The sequence below is a fragment of the Paenibacillus sp. MMO-58 genome (assembly GCF_037146255.1).
Classification (GTDB): Bacteria; Bacillota; Bacilli; order Paenibacillales; family Paenibacillaceae; genus Pristimantibacillus.
This window is the reverse complement of the sequence record NZ_JBBCVY010000017.1, coordinates 32443-57363: the sequence shown is the minus strand read 5'-3', so window position 1 is coordinate 57363 and position 24921 is coordinate 32443. Positions and strand designations below refer to the sequence as shown.

25 protein-coding genes are annotated in these 24921 nt (G+C 50.4%); 24 read left to right on the top strand and 1 reads right to left on the bottom strand.

The window, feature by feature from the left end; translation table 11 throughout:
* Positions 1 to 617 precede the first annotated feature (617 nt).
* Entirely contained in the window at positions 618 to 1355 is a 738-nt protein-coding gene (locus WFJ73_RS30360; protein WP_336776622.1) for a DNA-binding response regulator, read from the bottom strand.
* Positions 1356 to 1482: 127 nt separating this feature from the next.
* Here WFJ73_RS30360 and WFJ73_RS30355 point away from each other — a divergent pair, with 127 nt between their 5' ends.
* The 24 genes from WFJ73_RS30355 (at position 1483) to argB (ending at position 24921) form a co-directional block, all read left to right on the top strand.
* A complete protein-coding gene (locus WFJ73_RS30355; protein WP_336776621.1) occupies positions 1483 to 1935 on the top strand; it encodes a hypothetical protein in 453 nt (150 codons plus the stop codon).
* Between the two features lie 101 nt (positions 1936 to 2036).
* Complete coding sequence (locus tag WFJ73_RS30350) at positions 2037 to 4037, top strand: DEAD/DEAH box helicase (protein ID WP_336776620.1); 2001 nt, start codon at positions 2037 to 2039, stop codon at positions 4035 to 4037.
* A gap of 455 nt (positions 4038 to 4492) precedes the next feature.
* Positions 4493 to 5074 carry a ComF family protein gene (locus WFJ73_RS30345; RefSeq protein ID WP_336776619.1) on the top strand — a complete coding sequence of 194 codons (582 nt, stop codon included), beginning with the start codon at positions 4493 to 4495 and terminating at the stop codon, positions 5072 to 5074.
* A 98-nt stretch (positions 5075 to 5172) separates the two neighbouring features.
* Positions 5173 to 5589 carry a TIGR03826 family flagellar region protein gene (locus WFJ73_RS30340; RefSeq protein ID WP_041614752.1) on the top strand — a complete coding sequence of 139 codons (417 nt, stop codon included), beginning with the start codon at positions 5173 to 5175 and terminating at the stop codon, positions 5587 to 5589.
* A gap of 106 nt (positions 5590 to 5695) precedes the next feature.
* Positions 5696 to 5962 carry a flagellar biosynthesis anti-sigma factor FlgM gene (flgM, locus tag WFJ73_RS30335; RefSeq protein WP_116393603.1) on the top strand — a complete coding sequence of 89 codons (267 nt, stop codon included), beginning with the start codon at positions 5696 to 5698 and terminating at the stop codon, positions 5960 to 5962.
* A 7-nt stretch (positions 5963 to 5969) separates the two neighbouring features.
* Positions 5970 to 6473 (top strand): flagellar protein FlgN, encoded by a 504-nt coding sequence (locus WFJ73_RS30330; RefSeq protein WP_336776618.1) that lies wholly within the window; start codon positions 5970 to 5972, stop codon positions 6471 to 6473.
* Positions 6474 to 6490: 17 nt separating this feature from the next.
* Positions 6491 to 8047, top strand: a complete 1557-nt coding sequence (gene flgK, locus WFJ73_RS30325) for a flagellar hook-associated protein FlgK (RefSeq protein ID WP_336776617.1) — start codon at positions 6491 to 6493, stop codon at positions 8045 to 8047.
* 30 nt (positions 8048 to 8077) lie between these two features.
* On the top strand, positions 8078 to 9037 hold the full coding sequence (gene flgL / locus WFJ73_RS30320) for a flagellar hook-associated protein FlgL (protein WP_336776616.1): 960 nt from the start codon (positions 8078 to 8080) through the stop codon (positions 9035 to 9037).
* A gap of 12 nt (positions 9038 to 9049) precedes the next feature.
* Complete coding sequence (locus WFJ73_RS30315) at positions 9050 to 9619, top strand: DUF6470 family protein (RefSeq protein WP_336776615.1); 570 nt, start codon at positions 9050 to 9052, stop codon at positions 9617 to 9619.
* Between the two features lie 110 nt (positions 9620 to 9729).
* Positions 9730 to 10110, top strand: a complete 381-nt coding sequence (gene fliW / locus WFJ73_RS30310; protein WP_336776614.1) for a flagellar assembly protein FliW — start codon at positions 9730 to 9732, stop codon at positions 10108 to 10110.
* Positions 10111 to 10121: 11 nt separating this feature from the next.
* Positions 10122 to 10361: a carbon storage regulator CsrA gene (gene csrA / locus WFJ73_RS30305; RefSeq protein ID WP_336776613.1), complete on the top strand. Its 240-nt coding sequence runs from the start codon at positions 10122 to 10124 to the stop codon at positions 10359 to 10361.
* A 158-nt stretch (positions 10362 to 10519) separates the two neighbouring features.
* Positions 10520 to 12271 carry a flagellin N-terminal helical domain-containing protein gene (locus WFJ73_RS30300; RefSeq protein WP_336776612.1) on the top strand — a complete coding sequence of 584 codons (1752 nt, stop codon included), beginning with the start codon at positions 10520 to 10522 and terminating at the stop codon, positions 12269 to 12271.
* 143 nt (positions 12272 to 12414) lie between these two features.
* Positions 12415 to 12840 carry a flagellar protein FlaG gene (locus WFJ73_RS30295; protein WP_336776611.1) on the top strand — a complete coding sequence of 142 codons (426 nt, stop codon included), beginning with the start codon at positions 12415 to 12417 and terminating at the stop codon, positions 12838 to 12840.
* Positions 12841 to 12858: 18 nt separating this feature from the next.
* On the top strand, positions 12859 to 14637 hold the full coding sequence (gene fliD / locus WFJ73_RS30290) for a flagellar filament capping protein FliD (protein WP_336776610.1): 1779 nt from the start codon (positions 12859 to 12861) through the stop codon (positions 14635 to 14637).
* Between the two features lie 6 nt (positions 14638 to 14643).
* A complete protein-coding gene (fliS, locus tag WFJ73_RS30285; protein ID WP_336776609.1) occupies positions 14644 to 15069 on the top strand; it encodes a flagellar export chaperone FliS in 426 nt (141 codons plus the stop codon).
* Positions 15029 to 15367: a hypothetical protein gene (locus WFJ73_RS30280; RefSeq protein ID WP_336776608.1), complete on the top strand. Its 339-nt coding sequence runs from the start codon at positions 15029 to 15031 to the stop codon at positions 15365 to 15367. The genes fliS and WFJ73_RS30280 overlap by 41 nt, the downstream gene beginning before the upstream one ends.
* A 141-nt stretch (positions 15368 to 15508) precedes the next feature.
* Entirely contained in the window at positions 15509 to 15706 is a 198-nt protein-coding gene (locus WFJ73_RS30275) for a cold-shock protein (RefSeq protein WP_015847290.1), read from the top strand.
* A gap of 263 nt (positions 15707 to 15969) precedes the next feature.
* A complete protein-coding gene (hpf, locus tag WFJ73_RS30270; protein WP_336776607.1) occupies positions 15970 to 16518 on the top strand; it encodes a ribosome hibernation-promoting factor, HPF/YfiA family in 549 nt (182 codons plus the stop codon).
* A gap of 195 nt (positions 16519 to 16713) precedes the next feature.
* Positions 16714 to 19221 (top strand): preprotein translocase subunit SecA, encoded by a 2508-nt coding sequence (gene secA / locus WFJ73_RS30265; RefSeq protein ID WP_336776606.1) that lies wholly within the window; start codon positions 16714 to 16716, stop codon positions 19219 to 19221.
* Between the two features lie 145 nt (positions 19222 to 19366).
* A protein-coding gene (prfB, locus tag WFJ73_RS30260) for a peptide chain release factor 2 (protein WP_015847287.1) occupies positions 19367 to 20474 on the top strand; the annotation gives its coding sequence in 2 pieces (ribosomal slippage) (positions 19367 to 19438 and positions 19440 to 20474; 1107 coding nt in all).
* A 165-nt stretch (positions 20475 to 20639) separates the two neighbouring features.
* Complete coding sequence (locus tag WFJ73_RS30255) at positions 20640 to 21539, top strand: YitT family protein (protein ID WP_336776605.1); 900 nt, start codon at positions 20640 to 20642, stop codon at positions 21537 to 21539.
* Between the two features lie 177 nt (positions 21540 to 21716).
* Positions 21717 to 22766, top strand: coding sequence for an N-acetyl-gamma-glutamyl-phosphate reductase (gene argC, locus WFJ73_RS30250; protein ID WP_336776604.1), 1050 nt, complete (start codon positions 21717 to 21719; stop codon positions 22764 to 22766).
* 92 nt (positions 22767 to 22858) lie between these two features.
* Positions 22859 to 24103 (top strand): bifunctional ornithine acetyltransferase/N-acetylglutamate synthase, encoded by a 1245-nt coding sequence (gene argJ / locus WFJ73_RS30245; protein WP_336776603.1) that lies wholly within the window; start codon positions 22859 to 22861, stop codon positions 24101 to 24103.
* 29 nt (positions 24104 to 24132) lie between these two features.
* Positions 24133 to 24921, top strand: a complete 789-nt coding sequence (argB, locus tag WFJ73_RS30240) for an acetylglutamate kinase (protein ID WP_336776602.1) — start codon at positions 24133 to 24135, stop codon at positions 24919 to 24921.

Genomic DNA, 24921 nt, shown 5'->3' with positions numbered 1-24921 from the left:
TCAGGTCTGGTACAGAAGCATAATAGAGTCCCGTGTCGTAGACGCGGGATTTTTTGTGTTTTTTTTGGGTAGGAGGGAAGCCTTAAGGTCCCCAGGGGACCTTAAGGCTGGCCAAGTCGCTGTAAGAGCCTCGGAAGTGGGCAGTGGCCGAGGGGTAAGGTCCCTAGGGGACCTTAAGGGCGAAAAAAGAGTAGCTAGTTGGGTGCTTAAGGTCCCTGAGGGACCTTAAGAATGGCGAAATGGCAGTATGAGGTACTAAATTTGGTGGTGGCGTGGGAGTTAAGGTCCCTAAGGGACCTTAAGGGAAAAAAAAGAGTAGCTAGTTAAGTGGTTAAGGTCCCTGAGGGACCTTAAGGTTGGCAAAGTGGCAGTATGAGGCGTTGAATTGGGTGCTGGCGTGGAAGTTAAGACCCCTAGGGGACCTTAAAGGCGAAAAAGAGTAGCTAGTCAGGTGGTTAAGGTCCCTGAGGGACCTTAAGGTTGGCGAGGTGGCAGGATGAGGCACTGAATTGGGCGGTGTGGGAGTTAAGGTCCCTAGGGGACCTTAAGGGCAAAAAAAGAGTAGCTAGTTAGGTGGTTAAGGTCCCTGAGGGACCTTAAGGTTAGCGAGGTGACCGCTACATGTGCCGAAGTGGAGAGGTTAGAGCATAGAAACGAACTCTGGAGCTGCCCGTGGAGGCAGAAACAAGTAACTTCTTTTCTACTAATTCACGCAAACGCAGGCGAGCAGCTTTATTCCCAACTTGAAGGAGTTCCTTGACCTCTTTTGGAGAGATAGGCTTTTGCGTGATGGACATGTAGCGCAGGATCTCTTTTTGCTGCAGGGATAGATTTGTATCCGGGGTCAGACTGAATAGCTTGCCGAACAGCTGCTGAAGGAATTGCTGGCATTGGCGAGGCCTGCTCTTGACGTCGTCATAGGAGAAGCGAATCACTAACCAACCGTCCAGAATGAGATGGTTCTGGCGCATGAGGTTGTCGGCGAATTGTCTTCGGTCAGCATCTCGGAAGTGTGGACCGTAGCCGTCGATTTCGATGCAAATTTTGTAAGGCTCGCGTAGATAGGCATAATCGAGAAAGCGCTGGCCATCCTTGTAGTCATCCACCTCGTATTCCGCGTGCAAATGATCAAGCTGGCCAATAGCCGGCCACCAAACCTGCCTAAGAAATAATTCCTCCGCATGACGCTCTTCGGATAATCTGCGTTTACGTACGCTGCCACCGGATTGAAGCTGAGCTTGTAACCATTGTTCATATGGGGCTTCAAGTACCTTAACCAGAATAATCACTCCTTTGAAAAATAAAAAAGCACACGGCTCTCCCGTTGGAAACGAGATAAGAGCGGTGTGCTTCACACGCGTAATTATTGTTGTATTTATTTTACATTAGACGCATTGGCATGTCGATCACACATTTTGTCCCCCTTGTCCTTGTGTCCGTAACCACTGGGCTCATAACGGCATATATTGTCACAAAGAGGAGGTGGCCGACCTGATTGCGTTTTTTCTTCTTGTGATAGGCTGTTATGCTTTGGCCGCCGCATCGGTGCATGTGGCTTATAGGCTAAGGCGGGGCAAAGCCCCCGAAAGCAAGCATTATGTTCTTGTTGCTCATGATCAGCATATGAAGATGGAAATGCTTTTACGCCAGTTTTCTTCCTATTCGCGCAGAATGGGGACGGATGTTCAGCTTACGGTAGTGGATAATGATTCGGCCGACCAGACCGCTCAGATTGTAGACCGTCTCCGGCGGGAGAACGGGAATATTACGGTTTTTGCGGATGAAGGTTTGAAGGATCGAAAGCGCTCACAATCGGATGAAGATTCAGCAGGTCTTATATGGATGCTTAGGAACGAAGGGATTGTAAGTAAGCCGGACCAGGCCATCCTTGTTGATTTGCAGAATCCATCGGATTTGTCGAAAATGCCGTTTTGAGCTATAATGGAAGTTAATTGGAAGCGCGGAGTGAAGCACACCCCGATGATGCAATGGCATCATTGAGGTGTGCTTTTTTGCGTGCGCGGGGAGGGGAACGGTTGAAAGCCTTTGTGTATGTCGTTCGTGTTGGCGGTGCATGGTCTGCCCAGATGACGATCGCGCCAGAAGTGGACCAGTTGTTCTGGATGGAGGAGGGGATTGCGGAAGTTGTTGCTAGATTAGTAGATGGTCGTTATGGGGGGATGAGAAATAAGGATAAAGGACGGAATGATGAGGTCGAAACAAGATTAAAAGGGGAGAAAGCGGAAGAAGGCTGGTTGTGGGAGGAAGCATTGCCTTTAGGGGATGCCATTCGATGCGTGGAGCTTTGGGATGCTGGAGCTGCCCGGAGTGAGCCGGGCAGCGTAGGCGGCGGGCCGCTGGCTTCACTTGCGGCCTGCGTGGAGCAGGCGCGCCGCGAAGCCGGTGCGCCAATGAACGGGCCGGGCCCGCAGGCTGCTGGCGATGCCAGCCTGCGGGCCCGGCGGTGGGCGCGAGCCGCCGCTGACGCGGGCGGCGCAAGCCCCGGCACCGCGCGCGCTGCTGCTCGCGCGCGGGAGGCCCTGGCGGCCGCTGCGCAGCAGGCCGCCGCGGCCATGCAGGGCCGTGCGCTGCTTCGCAGCGAAGCGCACGCCCTGCTCGAGGGCGCCGCCGCCGATATGGGCGGCGCACTGCAGTTGGCGCAGCTGCTAGGCTGGCTGCGCCTCACGGGCGCTGTCGCCGCCGAGCACGGCCGGCGGCGCGAGTGCCGCTGCAGGCGATGCGGCAGCGGCGAAGCGCACATGCACCGCACGCCTTGCGCAGCGTGCGGGCGCATGTGCGCCTATTGCTCGGCATGTCTCACCATGGGGCGCAGCCGCGAATGCGAGCTGCTGGTGCTTGGCATGCCGGCATCTCCTTTAGAGGCCAGCTCCATCCCGGCCGACCTGTACAAGTGGCAGCTAAGCCCCGCGCAAGCTGCCGCCACGGAATCGGCGCTTCAGTTCATCGAAGCGCCCAACAAGCCATACCAGTCACATCAAAACAAGGAGTTTCTCCTCTGGGCCGTCACCGGAGCCGGCAAGACGGAGATGATATTCCCTCTAGTCGAGTCGGTCATCTCTCGCGGCGGGCGGGCGCTGATCGCCACTCCGCGCCGCGATGTTGTTATCGAGCTGGATCCTCGCATTCGCAGGGCGTTCCCGCAGGCACGGGTCGTTACTTTATACGGCGGCAGCGAGCAGCGCTGGGAAGCGGGGGACATTACGCTGGCCACTACGCATCAGCTGATGCGGTTCCATCAAGCTTTTGATCTTGTCATTATCGACGAGCTTGATGCGTTTCCCTACCACGGCGATCCGATTTTGCATTACGCAGCGGACAAAAGCCGTGCGCCTCATGCTCCCAAGCTGCTGCTTTCGGCCACGCCCCCCACCGAGCTTCAGCGGCGGGTTAAATCCGGCCAGCTGCCCCATGCGAGGGTACCCGTCCGCTATCATCGCCATCCGCTGCCCGTTCCGGTCCTGCTTCGCACGCCGTCTGTCGCAAAGCTCCTTCAGACGAGAAAAATACCGAGAGCACTGCTCGCAGCCCTTAATCATTCCCTGAACCGTGGCGCTCAGCTCTTCATATTCGTCCAGCGGATCTCGCATGTTGAGCCGATGGCCAAGCTGCTGAGCGCGCTGCTTAAGTTGTCTGCCGTCGAGGGGACCTCGTCTCAGGATCCGGACCGGGCCAACAAGGTAAGTCGATTCCGCAAAAGCGAAATTCGCGTATTAGTCACCACGACTATCCTGGAGCGGGGAGTAACGATTCCGCGCAGCGATGTATATATTCTGGACGCAGACGGGCGGTTGTTTGACGAGGCTTCGCTGGTTCAGATGGCGGGAAGGGCCGGACGCTCGGGAGATGATCCGAATGGCTTTGTTTATTTTTGCGGCAGGGAGCGTACCGGCGCTCAAGCTGCAGCCGTCAGCCAGATCCGCGGAATGAACCGGATTGCCCGCAAACGGGGATACCTGCTTCCGGAAGAGCAGGTTAGCTCATGGTGGTGGAGCAGACTCTTCAAGCGTTCCAACTAAACTTCTTTTGACCGGCCATCTTCGTACGAATCCAGCGTCAAGCAGTAGTCTGTATTCGCTTTTTCTTATTGCTCGTTGCTATACACCTGTCCACTAGCTGCTCTTTCATCAAATTTCGAGAACAATACCGGCAAAGGAGGCCACTCATAGCCATGCGGCAATTCCTTAAACATCTATTCCAACGCTCCACCTCCGAGCTGCGTCATGCTTTACATTTTTTGAATCCCAACTCGGGAGAATGCCCCTTTTGCGGAAAAGGATTAAAGCGGGCTTCACCGGACTCATCATCACCTCAATCCGATAGCAGGAGAACGTATCTATCTTATCTCCCGACCAATTTTACCGGTTCAGTCTGCTCCTCTTGCCTTGCTGCTATCCCATGGCTTTCCCCCATTAAATGCCGCATTTGCGGCAGGGGTATATCTTGTCCAGACTGCATCCGCCGCACGGATGCCATGTTTATCGCGAACCGAAGCGCCGTCCAGTACAGCAGCGAGATGAGAGAGTGGCTGGCTCAATATAAGTACCGCGGCAATGAGAAGCTGGAGCCGTTGCTCGCCCAAATGATGTTCCCGGCATTTAAAGCCATCACGAAAGAAGCGGAAAAACAAAGCTTCTCTACTCAGCCCTCATTACTCCCATTTTGGGATGCGGTTACCTTCGTGCCGGTCAGCATGGAGCGGGCAGAGGAGCGGGGCTTTAACCAAGCCGAGCGGTTTGCCTCTGTTTTGGCCAAGCATCATCAGCTTCCTTTGTACGATCTGCTTGTCCGGGAACGGCATACCGAAAAGCAAAGCTTTAAGTCCCGTTTGGAGCGAATGAAGGATACGCAGCGGTTGTTTCATGCTAAACAGGATACGATGGCACTTTTACAGAGCAATGTTCAGAAGTCCCCTATGAACGCCCAATCTATCCGAATTCTACTCGTCGACGACATCTACACAACCGGCAGTACGATTGGGGCTTGCGCTGCAGCGCTGCACCAGCAATCGGAGGTTCCTCTCGACATTTATGCCCTCACATGGGCCAGATCCTAGCATCGGAAAGATCTTTGCAAGATTACTAGTGAAAAAACTCCCAATATCCGTTAAAATAACCGTAACAACCTTTTGATTGCTGGAATGGGGAATCGATGATGAATGTAGATAATTGTCCTCGGTGCGGTAAGATTTTTGCGAAAAACTTTCGCGATGTCTGTCCTGCATGTATACGGGAAATTGATAAAGAATACGAATTATGCTCCACTTACTTGCGCGAGCAAAAAGGCGCGGTCATAACGGAACTACACGATGCAACGGGCGTTTCGATTAAACAAATTACGAAGTTTATTAAAGAAGGCCGTATATCGCTTCTGAACGCCCCTAATCTTATGTACCCTTGCGAAGTATGTGGTACGCTGATCCGCGAGAATAACATTTGCAGCAACTGCCGCGCGCGTCTGCTCAAGGACACTCAGCACATGCACGAGGATGAGGCAAGAAATGCGGCGCTTCGGGCGGAAGAGAGAGTGTCGTACAAAGGTATCGATAAATATAATAAGAGGCAAAATTAATATTTAGTCCCATAACTTGGCCTATTCATTTTCCTACTAGCTGAACCGATAATACTTTTAAAGGTTATCGGTTTTTTCTATTGTGGAACCAAAGAGGTGATTATTCATGAAGATAAATGAAACGAATCGGATCGGCGCATACAACCCCTACCAGAAGCAAATGGAGCAACGCATAGATGGTGCAAACAAGAAGAAACAGAAGGATATCGTAGAGATCTCCGCGGAGGCAAAGGAAATGCTCTCTACCAGTCAAACGAACAGTCCTGAACGGCAGAAACGTCTCGAGGAATTGAAGCAATCCATTTCGGCGGGAACCTACAAGGTGGATGCCGGCAAAATCGCAGACAAGCTGCTTCCATACCTGAAGGGATGATCCTTAAATGAACGAACATATCAGGCAGATTTTAATGACCCTGCAGGAGCTTCTCGATGCGCACCGTGAGCTTATCCGGCATGCCAACGAGAAGACGGAAGCCATCCGTTCGGAGAACGTGGAAGCGGTATCGCTTATTACGAGCCGCGAGAAAAAAAGCGTGCAGCGTATCGTTGATCTGGAACAGACCCGTCTGCTTCAGGTTGGGCGGTATACGGTTGAACAAGGCCTTCGCAATATGCGCTCCCTGAAGATGGAGAAGCTGATACAGATGGTTTACCATGCGGAGCAGAAGCTGGAGCTTCAGCAGATGTGGCGGGAGCTGTCCGCCGCGATCAAGGAGCTTCAGGACGTCAATACGTTTAATCAGCAGCTGATCCGGATGAATCTGGACTATCTGCAATTTACGCAGGACCTGCTGCTTGGTGCCCCGGAGGACGAGGTTACCTATCACCGCGCCGTACAAGGAATGAATGTGCAGCGTGCTAGTCGCTATAATCTCAAGACTTAAGAGAGAGGACAGATACGATGACATCAACATTTCATGGTCTGGAGACCGCGAAGCGGAGTATCTTCACGACGCAAACGGCGCTGAACACGACCGGTCATAATATTTCCAATGCTAATACGTCCGGTTATTCCCGCCAGCGTGTTAACTTTACGGCAGCCCGTCCCATCGAGGCTTATGGCTATTCCCACTCCACGGCTGCCGGGCAGCTGGGTACGGGTGTTGAAGCAAGCTCGATCACGCGGGTAAGAGACAAGTTCCTCGACAGCCAGTTTTACAGCGAGTATAAATGGCTTGGGAATTATACGGTTCAGTCGGATACGCTCGAGAAGCTGGAGACTATTGTTAATGAGCCAAGCGATACCGGCCTGCAGACCGTGATCTCGAACTTCTGGAACAGCTGGTCGGACCTCAGCAAGACGCCTGAGAGCGCGGATGGCCGTGCCGTACTGGTTGAACAGACGAAAGCGATGATGGACGCTTTTAATTATACAAGCAAACAGCTTACCGATTTGAAGTCCGATTTGACGGAAAATGCCCAAATTAATCTCGACAACCTCAAATCGATCTCCAGCACCATTGCCAACCTGAACGGACAAATTCAGCGCATTGAAGGCATTGGCGATGACGCGAATGACCTGCGGGACCAACGCGATGCTCTGGTCGACGAACTGTCCGGTCTGGCAAATATCAAGGTGTCTGATTTATCTGACGGTTATACGATTACAATGGGCAACGTATCTCTGGTTGCGGGTAAATCCGCCGAAGGGTCGCAAGGATTAACGCTCGATGATATGACGGCTGCAATCGAGAATGGGGATCTGAATAACGGGGCTATTTACGGCACGATGCAGTCGCGCGATAAATATGTTCAAGGCTATGTAGACCAGCTAAACCAAATGGCCAATACCATTGCTAATGGGGATATTCAAGTTACGATTCCTAAAGGCTCGGTCCTTCCGGAAGGTACAGTACTTAACGGAGTTACGTATGCAGGAGCAAACCGTACGCTTGCGGAAGATTTGACCGTAACGGTTCAAGGTCTAAACGGCTTGCATCAGCTCGGCTATACGATGAACGGGGAGCAAGGCGAACCGCTGTTCACCGATGCGGATGGCAATACGGATAATTTGACCGCAGCGAATATTCAGCTTAATCCGAAGATTGCGGCAGACCCTACACTGCTTGCAACCTCCATGAAAGTGACCTTTAATGCCGATGGCACAGAGAGTGTTGTAGCGGGTAACAACTCGATGGCCGTTCTGATGTCGCAGGCCCGGGACACCAAGTTTGCTTTTGATGCGACGGACAAAAATACGATCAACGGATTTTTCCGTGCCGTTGTTGGCCAATTGGGCGTGCAGTCCAAGGAAATGCAGCGGCTGCAGTCGAATCAGAAAACGATCGTAGATCAGGTGGATTCCCGCCGTATGTCGGTAAGCGGCGTTTCCCTTGACGAAGAAATGTCCGATCTCGTGAAGTTCCAGCATGCCTATAACGCATCCGCACGCGTGATGACCGTTATCGACGAGACGCTGGACCGTATTATTAACAGCATGGGCCGCGTCGGCCTGTAATCTACTAGATAAAGCCGGAGGTGCAGCCACATGGCATTACGCGTAACGCAAAGAATGATGTCTTCCCAAATGCTTGGCAACATAACGAACAATCTTAACAGTATGAATAAGCTGCAAAACCAACTATCCACAGGTAAAGCGATTAATAAGCCATCCGATGATCCGATCGGGATTACGTTCGCTTTGCGCTATCGCGGCGAGATTGCATCAAATGATCAATATACCGACAATGCAGATGCAGCCATGTCTTCCCTGGAATATATGGATACGACGATTGGACAGGCTACGGACATCGTGCAACGGTTCCGCGAGCTCATCGTTAAGGGCGCAAACGGCACGTTGGAACAAACCAGCATGACCGCTATTCAAACGGAAGTTTCCCAGCTGTACAACCAAATGGTGGAGATCGGCAATAGCCAGTTTAACGGGAAACAAATGTTTAACGGTGAGCAGACCGGTGCTAAGCCGTACTCCACCCTTGGACTGGATCAGCAGTCTGACCCTTCAGCAGATCCTCCGGTACTGAAAGCCTTCAGTAATAAAACCGACACCGGAAGTATCCAATATGAGCTGTCTCCGGGAATGACGATGGACATAAACATGACTGGCAATGATGTTTTTGGCGCTCCGGTTACGGATGAGTCCGATACGACTAGCGATAACTTGTTCCAGCTTATGCACCGTGCCTATGATATGCTGGGTTCTGGTGACCAGGAAGGTCTGAAGGGTCTGCTTGGTCAGATTGATACACGAATGAGCACGATGCTGACCGCAAGAGCTCAGATCGGAGCGCGGGTTAATCGTGTGGAAATCGTGCAGGGTAGACTTTCCGATGTGGATATTAACCTACAGCAGATGCAGCAAAAAGTAGAAGACGTCGATATGGCTCAGGCGATTACGAACATCACGACTTTAGAGAACGTATACCAAGCTTCCCTATCGGCAGGGGCAAAGATCATTCAGCCAAGTCTTGTTGACTTCCTGAGATAGGATGGTTAATAAATGGCGATTGGACAAATTCAAATTCACCAGCAGCCTGCCCTTATCGGCATTCAGGTAAGGCCGGCGGAGCAGCATATCGAGCAGCCGCAGGCTACGATCGATATGCGTCAAATCCCGGCACAACTGTCGATCGAGCAGTCTATGGGGGTTCTAGAGGTTAATCAGGAACGGGCATGGGATGCGCTTGGGCTGGCGAACAACCTGGAAGTAACAAGCAGAATTTATTCGCAAGCCAAAGAGATCGCGCTGCAAGGCGTTGCCCGCAGGATGGAAGAAGGAAGGCAGCTGGCCGATCTCGCGCATGTGAAGAGTAATCCTGTAGCCAGCTTGTCAAAAGACTGGCGGATCGAAGGACCGCCGATGCCCGTTACAGGACCAGCTTCTATTGATAACGTGGATCTATCTTTTACGCCTGGCAAAGTGCAGATATCCGTTGAACAGGGCGGTGTCGAGCTAAACGTCACGCCTAACCGTCCCATTCATGAATATACGCCGGGGAAAGCGGAAATTTACATGAGGCAGTACGCTTCCGTGCAGATAACTCCGCCAAGCATCGACACGGTTTTATAGGATTTTACATTATTCATAGAATTAGGTTTAATAACTATAGGCCACATGCGTATCTTTATACGGGGCCTGTAGTTTTCTTTTTATATACTGAAGACGAAGAGGGGATTCGATTGACTACATACCAGTTCGATAACGGAATACCGGGCTTTGAACATCTGCAGCAATTTGTGTTGTCCGAGGTTGAAGGGGAAATGCCGGTGAGGGTGATGCAATCCGTGGAGGATGAGAATATCGCGTTTCTTATTGCCAGCCCCTTTTATTTTTATAACGATTACGAATGGGATTTGCCGGAAACGGTCGTACAAGAGCTGAAGCTGGATGACCAGAAGGATGTTGAGGTCTGGTCCGTTGTTACTCTCAATAAAGATCCGAATAAATCCACGATAAATTTGCTCGCGCCAATAGTATTAAACAAGACGACGAAACGCGGCAAACAGCATATCATCCACGATCATGCTTATAGCTCAAGAGCGCCTTTATATCAAGCCTAAGGAGGAGTGTTATGCTCGTATTATCTCGTAAGACGGATGAGTCGATTATGATTGGCGGCAATATTGAGATTGTCGTGCTTGGTGTCGAGGGCGAGACGGTAAAGCTGGGTATTCGCGCCCCTAAGGAAATTGAAATATTCCGCAAAGAACTGTATATGAACATTCAAGCTTCTAACCGGGAAGCAGCGAGCAGTCTGCTTGCTATTAACGATGTGGTTCAACTGCTCAAACAAAATCGCTCAGACAAATAAAAAAGAACAAATTAAAATAGAAAATTTTGTTTTTCCTCTATAAAAAATCCCGAATGCTGTCGATATAAATAATAAGCGCGGGGGAGGGGCGGCCGACCCTTTCACCGTAAGCTTCCGCAAGGATGCGGAACTAACAGACATTCAGGGAGGAAATAACAATGCGTATTAATCACAATATTGCAGCTCTTAACACTCTGAGCCAGCTGAACAATGCTTCCAGCGCTCAAAGCAAATCGATGGAAAAACTGTCTTCCGGTCTTCGTATCAACCGTGCAGGTGACGATGCTGCTGGTCTGGCAATTTCCGAAAAAATGCGTGGCCAAATCCGTGGTCTGGACATGGCTTCCAAAAACGCTCAAGACGGCATCTCTTTGATCCAAACAGCAGAGGGCGCTTTGAACGAAACTCATAGCATCCTGCAACGTATGCGCGAACTGGCTAACCAATCCGCAAACGGCACTAACACAGATACAGACCGTGGTGCTTTGCAAGATGAAATGAACCAATTGACTTCCGAAATCAACCGTATCGGCAATACAACTGAGTTCAACACTCAAAAATTGCTGAAAGGTGACGGTTCGCAAAACCTGGCTAAACTGGGTGTAGATATCAGTGCTGTTTCGACTGATACAGCTGGTAAAGATGCTGTTTCTCAGGAGGTTAAAGTTAGCGTAGACCTGGGAACAGACATCGTACCTACAGATAACTTTAAAGTTACCATTAATGGTCAAGATTTAACTATTAAATTTGCTAATGCAGGTGGCACGGCTGTAGCTGGCGATACGACGATCGCTGGAAATACTGCAACTATTGATTTAGGTGGCACTGACAATACTGGCGACCCAACTGCTGTTGCCAAATCGGCTGCAGATGCGTTACAAAAAATAATTGATAATGATGATACTTTAAAAGGTAACTATAAAGTATCTCAGGATTCAGCTGGAGTTATTAGCATTGAAGCTGTTAAAGAAGGTGCTATGGCTGGTTCTAAAGGTAATATCACCATTGATACAACAAATGTAGCCACTGGTACTGTTACATTGAAGGCTAATACAGGCGCTAGTGGTGCAATGGCTGCTTTAACTAGCGGAACTATGGTGCTTGGCACTAACACAAATGCAACTTCTGCAAGTAAATCGATTGACCTGTCTGGTTTGGACTTTACAGATCTTTCGAAGCTGACAGGCAAAGGCCTTACAATCGGTGGAAAACAAATCGAACTCTACAATGCTGACAACGGTGCTTACAAAGGCAACGCAATTGGCGTAGATATTAGTGATGTTACAAATGAATCCACTTTTGTTGATGCTGTTGTTAAACAGGCTAAAATCGATGGTGTAACGCTCTCCAAAGAAGCTGTAACAAACAATCTCGTTGTTACTACTAATGCAACTGGCGTATCCAGCAAAGTAGAAGTTGCTGACGGCGGCGTTCAAAAAGACTTCAAAACCTCGTTCCAAATCGGTGCAAACACAGGTCAATCCATGAGCCTGGAAATCGCTGATATGCGTTCCCATGCTCTGGGTATCACTGGTAAAGCAGGCGATAAAGGCTTCACTACTGATAACTCGGTAACTGACGGCACTAACGATCTGAAAAACGAAGCTGCTCTGAACATCTCCACTAAAGAAGATGCTTCCAGCGCTATCGCGATTTTGGACAAAGCTACCCAATCCGTATCCAGCGCTCGTTCGAAACTGGGTGCTGTTCAAAACCGTCTGGAGCACACTATCAACAACCTGGGTACAGCTTCCGAGAACCTGACTGCTGCTGAATCCCGTATCCGTGACGTTGATATGGCGAAAGAAATGATGGAGCAAACGAAGAACTCGATCCTTGCACAAGCTGCTCAAGCTATGCTTGCTCAAGCGAACCAACAGCCGCAAGGCGTACTTCAACTTCTCCGTTAATCTTTAACCATAACGGACTAAAAAGAGACCTTAGGCGACTAAGGTCTCTTTTTTATAGGATTTACTTGCAAGGTACCTATAATAATCGCTTTTTCATATGCCGATATAATAGGTAACATCAATCTGGCAGGAGGAAAATTCGGATGAGTTCAAATTTCTCTATCTCAGGATCGAATTTTCCATCGGAACGAATTTCAGCATCTGAAGCACCAAAGAGTATTCCAAGCAAAGAAGATTATGCAGAAACTTCGGTACAGATGGAAGCAGCTGCTCAAGGAGCGCGCACCTATAACAGCTTTGAAGATGTTAAGATGGCGGAGCTGCGCGGTGAAAAGATAAGCATCGGTGAGCAGCAGTTATTCAAAAATATTGAGCATGCTGTTAAGGCTATGCGCGGAAGGCCAACGGAACTGCAATTCGACGTGCACAAACAAACCCATCTTGTCGCAGTAAAAGTGAAGGATAAAGAAACGGGCGAAGTGTTAAGAGAAATACCGCCGGAGAAATCGCTGGACTTTATCGCAAAACTATGGGAAATGGCAGGCTTAATTGTTGACGAGAAACGGTAAAGATCAGGAGGGATAAGAGTGAGTACTTTACGTGTAACCGGGTTAGCATCGGGTATGGATTATGAGAGCATGATTAAACAAATCATGGATGCCCAGCGCGTACCACTAGACAAGCTCAACCAGAAAAAGCAGATTAACCAGTGGAAACAGGACGATTATCGGGCGATCAACAACAAGATTTTGGATTTTAAAAATGCTTCATTCGATATGAAGCTGCAATCCGGTTATTTGACGAAAACTGCTTCTTCCTCGAATACAAATGTGGCTACGGTAACGGGAACAGCAACGGCAATTGAAGGTTCGTACACCCTGCAAGTGGAACAGCTGGCCAAAGCAGCAACTCTAAAGAGTGGAACTTTAACGGGCACAACCGTTGGCAAGGATACAACGATTACCGTCAATGGCGTTGACGTTGAGGTTAAGAGCGCGGATACTTACCAGGATCTTGCCAATAAGATTAACGCGCAGTCCGTAAAAACAGGGGTAAAGGTAGCCTATGACTCTACTTTGAAGACAATGTTCTTCTCTTCTTCCAAAACAGGCGCGGCTGCGGATATTGATTTGAGAGGTACGGATGTAGGAAGCATTCTAGGCCTGACTACAAGCACAACGGCTGCAACTACAACAGGAACGGAGAAGCTGGCATCGGGTACCTCCTTGGATTCTTTTGCTGGCAAAGCATTCTCCCTGAAAATCGGTGGGAAAGAGTATAAGGTTGATCTTACCGATAAATCGACAGTTGGCGATCTGGTTTCGAAGATGAATGATTCGCTTAAGAATACGGGCGTTTCTTTATCTTTGAATTCCGCTGGCAACTTGGTTATTGATAATCCTGATAAAAGTAAAACGATTGATTTCACTTCGGGTTCCGATGTAGGTGTGGTTGGTGCTCTTGGTTTGACAGGCGCTACGCCTACCGATACAGCACCTTCTATTTATACGCAAGGCCAAAACGCCAAAGTAAAGTTTAACGGCGTAGAAGGTGAATATGACTCAAACACTTTCACAATCGCCGGCCTTAGCATCACGGCAAAATCGGAAGGATCCGATGCAACGAACATTGGCGTTACGCAGGATGTTGATTCCGTATTTAACAAGATCAAAACCTTCGTAGATAAGTACAATGATCTGATCGGTTCCATCAACTCGGAATTGTCGGAAGAGAAGTATCGCGATTATGCTCCGCTGACTGACGCACAGAAGAAAGAAATGACCGATGATCAGATTAAACAATGGGAAGACAAAGCAAAAAGTGGTATGCTGGCTAATGATTCCGTTCTTACAAGCAGTCTGTACTCCATGAGACAAGCTTTTTCTTCCTCTATTAGCGGCATGGCGTCTGGGCAATTAAAGAGCTTATCCGATATTGGGATTTCGAGCTCGTTAATTAGCGGAACTGCTGTTAGCGGTAGTTATTTAGATAAAGGTAAGCTGTATATTGACGAAACGAAGCTAAAGCAAATGATTGCTGAGAAGCCGGATGAAGTTATGGCATTGTTTAACGCAGACGATAAGGATAGTAAATCTACTGCCGGAGACGGTGTCGCAACAAGGCTATACAATCAGACAAGTGCCATATTTAGTCAGATTGTTGATAAAGCCGGGACAAGCACTTCCGTTAAAAATACATTTATCCTTGGTAAAGAATCACTTGATCTGGATAAGCAGATATCCGCTCTATCAACCAAGTTGGCTGATATGGAAGACAGGTACTACAATCAGTTTACCGCAATGGAGAAATACATCAGTCAGATGAACGCTCGCAGTAGTAGCTTAGCATCATTGTTAGGAGGCTAATAACCCATGCAATACCAACCGCGAAATCCATACATGCAGACTTCGGTACAGACGGCTAATCCGGCTGCTTTGCTTATCATGCTTTATGACGGGGCAATTCGTTTCTGCCGTCAGGGCATTGAGGCTATCAAGGAGCAGCGGAATGCGGATGCCCATACAAGTCTCGTGAAGACACAGGATATTATTAGCGAGTTCATCATTACGCTGGATCGCTCGAATCCGGTATCGGAAAGCTTGCTGCTGCTTTACGATTATTTCAACCACCGGTTAATCGAAGCCAATACCCGGAAGGATGCCGCACCGGCCGAAGAGGTGCTTGGACACCTGATCGATCTGAAGGCAACGTGGGTGGAAGCGGCCAAGCAAGTCAATCAAATGGCGGGACAAGCTAATGGAAGCTCTTTTACAGCGACTCATTCTACTGTCGTCTAATTTGGTTGAGCGGTTGGACAGCGCCGATCTGGAACAGTTCGACGAATATATGCAGCAGCGAGAAGAACTGTTCCTGGAGCTGGAGCAGCTGGTTGTCCCGGCGGAGCAAATGGCCATGCTCCGGCTGGAAGCCGACCGGTTAATTTCCATCGAGTCCGTCATCGTTGCGAGGATGGTTACCATTCGCGACGAAGCAAGGCAGCAATGGGATAAAATCCAGCAGGGACGCCGTTCCCAGGCTAGATATGACTCTGCATATGGCGGCGGAGACAGTCTCTTTTTTGATACAAAAAGGTAGTCTGCGGGGCTGTCTAAAAAAAATGTATTCGCTTACAAGGAAATATTGACAATAGTGTGTCAATGGTGGTATATTCGACTTGTGGGCCATAACATAACTTAGACGCCTCACAGTATTTGAAGATGAAGGGACTGTTTATGTATGCAAGGTAAAGTTAAATGGTTTAACGCAGAGAAAGGTTATGGATTTATCGAGACTGAACAAGGCGGCGACGTATTCGTTCATTTCTCCGCAATCCAAGCCGAGGGCTTCAAAACGCTCGAAGAAGGCCAAGCGGTTGAATTCGACATCGTAGAAGGCGCTCGCGGTCCACAAGCTGCAAACGTAGTCAAACTGTAATCATCTAGGCTGACTCATTCAGCCACATTATATGGTTCGATTGACAAGTGCCTATTCTAAGCTCCGGGAAACCGGGGCTTTTCATTTTTTTATAGCCCCTTTTTCAACTGTCATGATCCATAGCTTATCCACATATTAATGAAGAAACAGATTCAAACTGATCCTCCGAAAATATTATCTGAAAATTCATAATAAATAAAAAACTATTTTGAAATAGGCTCTGGCATATGTTATAATAAGAACACGTAAAGGAGGAATGTACCATGAAATACATCATTCGAGGTCATCGTATTCAAGTGACAGAAGCTTTACGAGAGTATGCTGTGAAGAAGATCAGTCGATTGGAAAAGTATTTTGAAGCTCCTGCCTCCGAAACAACCGTCACGTTGTCTGTTACCAAAGGCAAACATGCGGTGGAAGTAACCATCCCGCTGGTCGGCGTCATGCTGAGGGCGGAAGACAAGAGTGAGGATATGTACTCCTCCATTGACGTTGTGGTGGACAAACTGGAACGTCAAATCCGCAAACATAAGACTAAGATGAACCGTAAGTTCAGACATGAAAGTGGCGTCAAGGCTCTGTTCAAGGAAGGCATCGGCCAGACCGCCGTATCCGTTATGGATGAGGAAGACGAACTTGAGCTCGTCCGGACGAAGCGCTTCATGCTGAAGCCGATGGACGTTGAAGAAGCCATTTTGCAAATGAACATGGTTGGACATAACTTCTTTGTATTCTCCAATATCGATAATAAGGAAGTGAACGTTGTTTATAAAAGAAGCGACGGGAAATACGGCCTGATCGAGCAAGAATAAAATCTGAACCCCAGCAATTATTTCCGCATTCTTACTTATTAAATTGCCAATCACGGCCTTTTCTCCGACGGGGAAGAGGCCTTTTATATGAATGTATACCTGCTTATTGCTGGAAATGAACGCGATGCGTTGCGGGCGTCACGACAAACTGTTACAATTTAAGGCAAACAGGCGTATTTATGAAAGGGGAAGACCATGCTCGGACTAGTGAAAAAAATATTCGGTGATGCGAACGAGCGCGAGGTCAAGCGTCTCACGCGTACGGTAGAAGAAATTAACGGACTTGAGTCCAAGATATCGCCGCTGTCAGACGATGAGCTGCGTAATAAAACGGAAGAGTTCAAGGCGCGTCTTGAGAAAGGCGAGGATATTGACTCGATTCTGCCGGAAGCTTTCGCGGTTGTGCGCGAAGCGTCGAAGCGTACGCTTGGCATGCGCCATTTTGACGTACAGCTGATGGGTGGTATGGTGCTGCACGAAGGCAAGATCGCAGAGATGAGAACCGGTGAAGGTAAAACGCTCGTTGCGACGCTTCCTACTTATCTGAATGCACTGCAAGGCAAAGGCGTACACGTAATTACGGTCAACGATTACCTTGCATCACGCGACAGCCAGATCATGGCTGAACTTTATAATTTCCTTGGACTGACTGTCGGCTGTAACTTGCACGGCTTGACGCATGAAGAGAAGCAAGAGGCTTATGCCTGCGATATTACTTACGGAACCAATAATGAGTTCGGCTTTGACTATTTGCGCGATAACATGGTGCTGTACAAAGAGCAAATGGTTCAACGCCCGCTTTATTATGCAATCATAGACGAAGTGGACTCCATCCTGGTCGATGAGGCGCGTACGCCGCTGATCATCTCCGGACAAGCACAAAAATCAACGGAGCTGTATTATGCCGCAGACCGTTTTGTTACCCGTTTGAAGCAGGAAGAAGACTACACGGTCGACATCAAGCTTCGCAACGTAACGCTGACGGAAGCTGGCGTTGATAAGGCGGAGAAAGCATTCGGCATTGAGAACTTATTCGATCACGCGAACGTAACGCTTAACCACCACGTTCAACAAGCGCTTAAAGCGCATGTCATCATGAAACGCGATGTGGATTACGTGGTTAACGAAGACGAAGTCGTCATCGTTGACGAATTCACGGGTCGTCTGATGGCTGGCCGCCGATACAGCGACGGTCTGCATCAAGCGATTGAAGCGAAAGAGCAGCTGAAGGTTCAGAACGAGAGCATGACGCTTGCGACGATTACGTTCCAGAACTACTTCCGTATGTACCGCAAGCTGTCCGGCATGACCGGTACGGCGAAGACGGAGGAAGAAGAGTTCAAACGGATCTACGGTCTTGAGGTTATTCAAATTCCTACAAACCGTTCGCTTATCCGTAAAGACATGCAGGACGTGGTCTACAAATCCGAGAACGGCAAGTTTAAAGCCGTTGTTGAGGAAATCGTAGAGCGTCACAAGCATAACCAGCCGGTCCTCGTTGGTACAATCTCCATCGAGAACTCGGAACGTTTGTCCGACATGCTGAAGAAGCGCGGCGTACAGCATAAAGTACTGAACGCGAAGTTCCATGCGGAGGAAGCTGAGATTATCTCCCGTGCAGGTCAAGCGGGTGCGGTTACCATCGCAACGAATATGGCGGGACGCGGTACGGACATTTTGCTCGGCGAAGGCGTTCATGAAGTAGGCGGTCTGCACATTATCGGTACGGAGCGCCATGAGAGCCGTCGTATCGACAACCAGCTGCGCGGTCGTGCCGGCCGTCAAGGCGACCCGGGCTCCTCGCAGTTCTATCTCTCCCTGGAGGATGAGCTGATGCGCCGCTTTGGCGCGGAGAACATTATGGGCATGATGGACCGTCTGGGTCTGGAAGAAGACCAGCCGATCGAGAGCCGCCTGATTACGCGTGCCGTTGAGTCCGCTCAGAAGCGCGTAGAGGGCAGCAACTTCGATACCCGTAAAGTCGTCCTGCAATATGACGATGTCATGAACCAGCAGCGGGAAGTGATTTACAAGCAGCGCCGTGACGTATTGTACTCGGAGAACATCCGCGAGATCGTTATGGAAATGATCGTACCGGTTATCGAGCATGTGGTTGAAGCCCATACGGAAGGCGATATTCCGGAAGAGTGGGATCTGCAGGAAATTGCGGATTACGCGAACTCGAACCTTCTCCCTGAAGATACGTTCTCGAAGGACGATCTGTGGGGCAAAGAGAAGGAAGATATGATCGAGCTTATCAAGGATAAGGTTGTTGCTTATTACGATGAGCGCGAGGCTGAGCTTGGCGCCGAAACGATGCGTGAATTCGAGAAGGTTGTCGTACTGCGCGCGGTAGACAGCAAATGGATGGATCACATCGATGCGATGGATCAGCTCCGCCAAGGTATCCACCTCCGTGCTTACGGCGGTACGGATCCGCTCCGCGAGTATCAGTTCGAAGGCTTCGAGATGTTTAAGGAAATGATCTACAGCATCCAGGAAGAAGTCGCGAAGTACATCATGAAGGCACGCGTCGAGAGTAACCTGGAGCGTCAAGAGGTTGCGCAAGGCCAGACTACGACCAACAGCCCGGCGGAAGCGGAGAAACGCCCTGCGAAGCGCGAAGAGCGCACGGGACGCAACGATCTCTGCCCATGCGGCAGCGGCAAGAAATATAAAATGTGCCATGGCATGGGCAAGTAACACCTGACCTGAGCTATTTGCATAAGGTAACATACACGGTTAACGCGCCGGTCAGCCCTTAGCGGGCGAACGGCGCGTTTATGCGGTCTGCACGGATTTACCGTGGCCAGGCCGCGCATACTTAATTTTGAGGTGAAGCTACGCGATGATAGAAACAAACGTAAAACAGGATTTGCGTGAAGTGGCGAAGCGGCTCCAAGAACTCAGGGGGTCTCTTTGACTTAGATCTGAAGCTGGAGCATATCGCGAACTTTGAAGAGAAAATGACTGCCCCGGATTTCTGGGACGATAATACGAAAGCGCAGGGCATTATCTCGGAGCTGAATGCGATTAAGTCGGTCGTTGAGCATTATGAACGGCTGAATGCGGATTGCGAGGATCTACAGACATTGATTGAACTGGCTGACGAAGAAAGCGATGATTCGCTGGAGGCTGAAGTCATTGGAGGCATAGCTTCCCTGAACGAAAAGGTTAATGGCTTTGAATTGCAGCTGCTGCTGAATCAGCCATATGATAAGCTGAATGCCATTCTCGAGCTGCATCCGGGTGCGGGCGGAACCGAATCGCAGGACTGGGCACAAATGCTGTACCGGATGTATACGCGCTGGGCGGAGAAGCGGGGCTTCAAAGTTGAGGTGCTCGACTATCTGGACGGCGATGAAGCAGGGATCAAGAGCGTAACGATTGCGGTCAAAGGCTATAATGCCTACGGCTATCTGAAAGCGGAGAAAGGCGTTCACCGTCTGGTTCGCATCTCTCCGTTCGACTCGTCAGGCCGCAGACATACGTCCTTCGTATCCTGCGACGTGGTACCGGAGATTACGGAAGATATTGAAGTGGAGATTCGTACCGAGGATCTCAAGGTCGATACGTACCGCGCGAGCGGCGCCGGCGGCCAGCACGTCAATAAGACGGAGTCGGCTATCCGGATTACGCATATTCCGACGGGCATTGTCGTAGCCTGCCAGCAGGAGCGTTCGCAGATTCAGAACCGCGAGCGTGCGATGAATATGCTTCGTTCGAAGCTTTATGAGCGCAAGATCGAAGAGCAGCAAAAGCATCTTGCCGAAATTCGCGGCGAGCAGTCGGATATCGCATGGGGCAGCCAGATTCGTTCGTACGTCTTCCATCCGTACAGCATGGTGAAGGATCACCGGACTTCGGTGGAGACAGGCAACGTTGGCGCCGTAATGGATGGCGACCTAGATGCTTTTATTGACGGCTATCTGCGCAGTCAGATCCGTCACGACTAAGGAAACGGCAAGTTTATATGCATAGCTTTGGGGAAGAGCTCCAACACTTATAAAGGTTGGAACTCTTCTTTTTTGTGCGTTATGGGAACTACATACGATGGAAAGTCATGCGCGGCATGAATAACATAACAGAGAATGACTGACAGAGAGGCGGCATGGTGATCCATGGACAGCAAGAATAACGAGGTAGAAATTTCAAAACGCAACAGGCGACCGGCAGGCAGGAAGGCAACGCCGCTTGATGTCGTCTGGAGCTTTTTGCAGGTCATTATTGGTTCATTTATAGTAGCTCTCAGCTTTAATCTTTTTCTCGCTCCGAATGGAATCGCTTCCGGCGGCGTATCGGGCATATCGATCCTTGTGCATAAAACGCTTGGCATCACGCCGGCTTATACCCAATGGGCGCTGAATATTCCGCTCTTCCTGGCTGGGCTGTTCCTGCTCGGCAGACGGTTCGCGCTAAAAACCTTGCTTGGCACCATTGTGCTTCCTTTATTTGTCCTGCTTACGGCACACTGGTCGCCTCCTACCGACAATATGCTGCTCGCGGCTATCTATGGCGGTATCGGCGTAGGGCTCGGGCTTGGCATCGTATTCCGCGGGCGGGCCTCAACTGGGGGGCTTGATCTGGCCGCGCAGATTTTGCACCGTTATACCGGCATTCCGCTTGGGCTGGCTGTGGCTTGCTTTGACGGATGCGTTATCGCGGCGTCGGGTATTTTTCTTTCGCCGGAGGCGGCTTTGTATGCCCTGATCGGACTGTTCGTAACCAGCAAGACGATTGATATTATTCAGAGCGGCATTCCGCTGTCGAAGGTTGCTTTTATTATCAGCGATCATGCCGATCTGCTTGTCAATACCATCCTTCATGACCTGGACCGTGGAGTTACGAAGCTGGACGCGCATGGCGGCTACACGAACGAGAAGCGTCAGGTGCTGATGGTCGTAGTGGGGCAGATGGAAGTAGCGAAGCTGAAGCAGCTGGTAAGAGCGGTGGATCCGGGCGCTTTCGTCATTATAAGCAACACGGCGGAGGTTGTGGGACAGGGGTTCAAATCGGAATAAATTGTACGGAAAATGACATCTTTTTAACATTGTATTAATATGAATACGACTGTATAATAATACGAAACAACGTAATATTTCCATGTGAACCTGATTCATGTACAATATAGATTTAGATGATCTAGGTAGGTTGAATCCATGCTTCGGGTTCAACTTCTTTTAAGGGAGAGAACGTGTATGAGCGAGAAATTGAAGGTTGCGATCGTCGGCTCTACCGGTTATGGCGGTATTGAGCTTATTCGTTTGTTGGCTAGCCACCCGTTGGTGGAGATTACGTCGGTTATTTCCTCGTCCAGCGCGGGAATGCCGATTGCGGAATGGTTCCCTCATTTGACGGACATCCAGACGGCTTTGCTTGATGACGTGGATCCGCAAGGGATCAAAGCGAAGGCTGACGTCGTCTTTACGGCAACGCCGGCCGGAGTTGCGGCTAAGCTTGCTCCGCAGCTGCTGGATGCCGGCCTGAAGGTCATTGACCTGTCCGGCGACTTCCGTCTGCAGGATACGGCTTTATACGAGAAATGGTATAAAAAAACACCGGCGGATGAGCAATACCTGAAGCAAGCTCTATATGCTCTCCCTGAGATTAACGGCGACAAAGTACAAGGTACTTCGTTTATTTCGAACCCGGGCTGCTTCGTAACGTCCGCACTGCTTGGTCTTGTTCCTGCCGTGAAGGCAGGCTGGATTGATCCGGCGACGATTATTATCGACTCGAAATCGGGCGTATCCGGCGCAGGCCGCGGCGCAAGCCTTGGCACGCATTACTCCGAGCTGAACGAGAACTTCAAAGCATACAAGGTAAATCAGCATCAGCATGTCCCTGAAATCGAGATGGTGCTGTCGGAAGCAGCGGGCCGGGAGGTTGTGACCACGTTCACGCCGCATCTGGTGCCGATGACAAGAGGAATCCTGTCTACCATGTACGCTTCGGTGAAGGGCGAGCATAACGCCGCTGATTTTATTGAACTCTATAAGCAATTCTATGAAGGCCGCCAATTCGTCCGCATCCGCAAGGAAGGCGTTCTGCCGCAGACGAAGGAAGTATGGGGCTCCAACTACTGCGATATTGCGTTTAACTACGATGAGAGAACGGGCCGCATTACGATTATTTCGGTCATTGATAACCTTGTTAAGGGCGCGTCGGGACAAGCGATTCAGAACCTCAACCTGATGATGGGCTGGGATGAAGGCATCGGCCTGCAGTTCGTGCCGGTATATCCGTGATCTTGAAAATATGGCGTTAAGAATATTCTTTATACTTATAAAGTTTTAAATTGAGCAATTATTCGTACAAGGTGAAGGAGAAACGAGGAGAAATGGGACAGGTGCAACAAGCTAAAGCGCTGTATTCGGTCGTCTCGGACGGATCGATTACGACTCCTAAAGGATTCAAAGCCGGTGGTCTCCACTGCGGCCTGAAGAAGACAACCCGCCATGATCTTGGCGCAATCGTATGCGAAGTGCCGGCGGCATCCGCTGGCGTCTACACTACAAACGTGTTCCAGGCTGCGCCAATCAAGGTAACGCGAGAGAGCATTGAATCGGATGGCTTCCTGCGCGCCGTTATCGTGAACAGTGGCAATGCCAACGCGGTAACGGGCAAGCAAGGCGAAGACGATGCTTACGAGATGCGTTCGCGTTTTGCCGAGTCTATTGGCGTGTCCGCGGATCAGGTTGCGGTCGCTTCGACGGGCGTTATAGGCGAGAACCTGAAGATGGATAAGGTGCGTGCGGGTATCGACGCGCTTCCGGCGAAGCTGGAGACGGACCGCGATGCGGCGGACGGCTTCTGTCAAGCGATCCTGACCACGGACCTTGTGCAAAAAATGGTATGCGTCTCGGTTGAGATCGACGGCCAGACGGTACATATTGCCGGTGCGGCCAAAGGCTCCGGCATGATTCATCCGAACATGGCCACAATGCTTGGCTTTGTGACCACGGATGCGGCAATCGGAAGCGAAGCGCTTCAAACGCTGCTTCGCGAAGCGACAAACTATACGTTTAATATGATTACGGTTGACGGCGATACGAGCACCAACGATATGCTGGTGGCCATGGCAAGCGGCCTTGCCGGCAACAGCGAGCTGACGCCGGAGCATGAAGGCTGGGCAGCTTTCTCGGCTGGCCTCCGTTATGTATGCGAAGTGCTGGCAAAAGCAATCGCCCGCGACGGCGAAGGCGCGACAAAGCTGGTTGAAGTGCAAGTGCACGGCGCTGTCAATGACGAAGCGGCTGCGGCGATTGCGAAGACGGTTATCGGCTCTTCCCTGGTGAAGTCCGCGGTATTCGGCGCTGACGCGAACTGGGGACGGATTATTGCGGCGGTAGGCCGCGCAGGCCAGCCGGTTAACCCGGATACGGTAGACGTTCGAATCGGCGATATCGTGACGCTGGAAAGCTCCCGTCCGGTTGCTTTCGACGAAGATGCGGCACTGGAATATCTGAAGGGCGATACGGTTGTTATCCGCGTCGACCTGCATATGGATAACGGCACGGCAACGGCTTGGGGCTGTGACCTAACGTATGATTATGTCCGCATTAACGCGGCATACCGTACATAACGCTAGGGCAGAGGAGAACGGATTAACTTATGGCACAACGTTTTGTAATGAAATGCGGCGGCAGCACGCTGGCTGCGCTTCCCGATTCCTTCTTCGGCGAGCTGCGCGAGCTGCAAGGGTCCGGCGTTCATCCGGTTATCGTCCATGGCGGTGGTCCGGCGATCTCCGAGACGCTGACGAAGCTTGGTATTGAGACGGAATTCGTCAACGGTCTCCGCAAGACCAATGACGCTGTGCTCGACGTGGTCGAGATGGTGCTTGCGGGCCGAATCAATAAAGAAATCGTCCGTAAAATCCAGACAAACGGAGCGAAAGCGCTAGGTCTCTCCGGTGTAGACGGTTTGCTGATCCAAGCAAAGCCGGTGGCGAACACCGCGGAAATCGGTTTTGTCGGGGATGTAACGGATGTGAATGCGGAAGTGATTGAAGGCGTTATGGCTATGGGCTATATGCCGGTTATCGCTCCGATTGGGATTGATGCAAGCGGTCAGCGCTACAACATCAATGCGGATACGGCAGCAGGGGCTGTTGCTTCCCATCTTGGCGTCGAGCAAATGATCGTAGTAACGGACGTTCCGGGCATTATGCGTACGGTAAACGGCGATAAGCGGGTTTTGCCTTCCGTTACCGTCGCCGAGATCGAAGAGATGATTGCAAGCGGCGAAATTTACGGCGGCATGATTCCGAAGGTTCGCGCGGCAGTGCAATGCATCCAAGGGCGTGTGCGCGAGGTTGTTATTGTCAGCGGCGAAGAGCCGGGTGTTCTTAGCCGGGCCGTGCGTGAAGGCGGCGTAGGTACAAGAATCGTACAGGAGTAG

What these genes read in the sequence shown, in the direction of transcription:
- WFJ73_RS30345 (WP_336776619.1), top strand. Translation starts at nt 4,493, where the DNA reads ATGTTTATCGCGAACCGAAGCGCCGTCCAGTACAGCAGCGAGATGAGA.
- WFJ73_RS30340 (WP_041614752.1), top strand. Translation starts at nt 5,173, where the DNA reads ATGAATGTAGATAATTGTCCTCGGTGCGGTAAGATTTTTGCGAAAAAC.
- flgM (WP_116393603.1), top strand. Translation starts at nt 5,696, where the DNA reads ATGAAGATAAATGAAACGAATCGGATCGGCGCATACAACCCCTACCAG.
- WFJ73_RS30330 (WP_336776618.1), top strand. Translation starts at nt 5,970, where the DNA reads ATGAACGAACATATCAGGCAGATTTTAATGACCCTGCAGGAGCTTCTC.
- flgK (WP_336776617.1), top strand. Translation starts at nt 6,491, where the DNA reads ATGACATCAACATTTCATGGTCTGGAGACCGCGAAGCGGAGTATCTTC.
- flgL (WP_336776616.1), top strand. Translation starts at nt 8,078, where the DNA reads ATGGCATTACGCGTAACGCAAAGAATGATGTCTTCCCAAATGCTTGGC.
- WFJ73_RS30315 (WP_336776615.1), top strand. Translation starts at nt 9,050, where the DNA reads ATGGCGATTGGACAAATTCAAATTCACCAGCAGCCTGCCCTTATCGGC.
- csrA (WP_336776613.1), top strand. Translation starts at nt 10,122, where the DNA reads ATGCTCGTATTATCTCGTAAGACGGATGAGTCGATTATGATTGGCGGC.
- WFJ73_RS30300 (WP_336776612.1), top strand. Translation starts at nt 10,520, where the DNA reads ATGCGTATTAATCACAATATTGCAGCTCTTAACACTCTGAGCCAGCTG.
- WFJ73_RS30295 (WP_336776611.1), top strand. Translation starts at nt 12,415, where the DNA reads ATGAGTTCAAATTTCTCTATCTCAGGATCGAATTTTCCATCGGAACGA.
- fliS (WP_336776609.1), top strand. Translation starts at nt 14,644, where the DNA reads ATGCAATACCAACCGCGAAATCCATACATGCAGACTTCGGTACAGACG.
- WFJ73_RS30280 (WP_336776608.1), top strand. Translation starts at nt 15,029, where the DNA reads ATGGAAGCTCTTTTACAGCGACTCATTCTACTGTCGTCTAATTTGGTT.
- WFJ73_RS30275 (WP_015847290.1), top strand. Translation starts at nt 15,509, where the DNA reads ATGCAAGGTAAAGTTAAATGGTTTAACGCAGAGAAAGGTTATGGATTT.
- hpf (WP_336776607.1), top strand. Translation starts at nt 15,970, where the DNA reads ATGAAATACATCATTCGAGGTCATCGTATTCAAGTGACAGAAGCTTTA.
- secA (WP_336776606.1), top strand. Translation starts at nt 16,714, where the DNA reads ATGCTCGGACTAGTGAAAAAAATATTCGGTGATGCGAACGAGCGCGAG.
- WFJ73_RS30255 (WP_336776605.1), top strand. Translation starts at nt 20,640, where the DNA reads ATGGACAGCAAGAATAACGAGGTAGAAATTTCAAAACGCAACAGGCGA.
- argC (WP_336776604.1), top strand. Translation starts at nt 21,717, where the DNA reads ATGAGCGAGAAATTGAAGGTTGCGATCGTCGGCTCTACCGGTTATGGC.
- argJ (WP_336776603.1), top strand. Translation starts at nt 22,859, where the DNA reads ATGGGACAGGTGCAACAAGCTAAAGCGCTGTATTCGGTCGTCTCGGAC.
- argB (WP_336776602.1), top strand. Translation starts at nt 24,133, where the DNA reads ATGGCACAACGTTTTGTAATGAAATGCGGCGGCAGCACGCTGGCTGCG.